Here is a 1,560-nt window from a genome sequence, read left to right as displayed (position 1 = left end):
TGGGCCTTGCCAGCTACCTGTAGATCGGTTTCTGGTTCAAGAAGCCCAGCGCAAATGCCGCCGCGATCAAGGCCTTTGTGGTCAACCGTGTAGGCGACCTCGGCTTCATGCTCGGTATTTTCGGAACCTTCCTGGTGTTCGGGACCGTATCGATTCCGGCGATCCTCGAAGCTGCTCCGGGTATGAGCGGGGCGACGATTGGCTTCCTTGGCTACCGCCTGCCGACAATGGATGTCCTTTGCATCCTCCTGTTCATCGGGGCGATGGGTAAGTCGGCGCAGCTCGGCCTGCACACCTGGCTTCCCGACGCGATGGAAGGCCCGACGCCGGTTTCTGCATTGATCCACGCGGCTACCATGGTGACGGCGGGCGTGTTCATGGTTTGCCGTCTTTCGCCGATGTTCGAAACCGCACCGGCAGCGTTGGCGATGGTGACCTTCATCGGTGCCGCGACCTGCATCTTCGCCGCCACCGTCGGCACCACGCAGTGGGATATCAAGCGCGTCATTGCCTATTCGACCTGTTCGCAGCTCGGCTACATGTTCTTCGCAGCCGGCGTTGGCGCCTATGGCGCCGCGATGTTCCACCTGTTCACGCATGCCTTCTTCAAGGCGCTGCTGTTCCTTGGTGCCGGCTCGGTCATTCACGCGATGCACCACGAACAGGACATGCGTTATTACGGCAACTTGCGGAAGCATATCCCGTTGACCTTCTGGGCGATGATGGCGGGTACGCTGGCGATCACCGGCGTCGGTGTCGTCATGCTGCATGCCGGCTTTGCGGGCTTCCATTCGAAGGACGCCATTCTCGAGGTCGCATTTGCCCGCGGCACCGAGTTGAGCAACTTCGCCTTCTGGATGGGCACTTTTGCAGCACTGCTGACCAGCTTCTACAGCTGGCGCCTGATGTTCCTGACATTCTGGGGCAAGCCGCGCTGGATCGAGAGCGAACACATCCAGCATTCGGTTCACAAGACGCCGGAACAGGCGGGGGAGGACACCACGGGCGGCTACCATCCGCATGAAAGCCCGCTCTCGATGCTGATCCCGCTCGGTGTGCTGAGCTTGGGTGCGGTATTCGCCGGCTTTGTGTTCAACCACAGTTTCCTCGACAACGAGGCGTTCTGGGGGGGCTCGATCTACTATAACGAGGCGCTGCTTCACGCGATGCACAATGTGCCGACGCTGGTGAAATACGCGGCGACCATTGTAATGGCGCTCGGCCTGTTCGTCGCCTGGCTGGCCTACATCAAGGATACGTCGATCCCGGGCAAGACCGCCGAACAGCTCGGCCCGGTATACCGCTTCCTCTACAACAAATGGTACTTCGACGAGCTCTACCACTACCTGTTCGTGGTCCCGGCCTTCTGGCTCGGGCGCCAGTTCTGGAAACTCGGCGATGTCGGCACGATCGACCGCTTCGGCCCCAACGGCGTCGCCTGGGTGGTCGAGAAGGGCGCCCTCGGCGCCAGGAAGTTCCAGACCGGATATCTTTATAGCTATGCGCTGGTGATGCTCCTCGGGCTCGTCGCCGCGATCACCTGGGTGCTGTTCTGATGGA

General features: G+C 60.8%; 1 pseudogene. It reads left to right on the top strand.

Annotation, left to right across the window (positions count from 1 at the left end):
- Nucleotides 1–1,556: pseudogene (nuoL, locus tag AAFM29_RS17895) on the top strand (NADH-quinone oxidoreductase subunit L); the annotation flags it as partial.
- Nucleotides 1,557–1,560: the final 4 nt, after the last annotated feature.

Origin of the sequence: Erythrobacter sp. (assembly GCF_038133525.1) — a bacterium.
Lineage (GTDB): Bacteria > Pseudomonadota > Alphaproteobacteria > Sphingomonadales > Sphingomonadaceae > Qipengyuania.
This window is presented reverse-complemented; position numbering and strand designations above follow the sequence as displayed.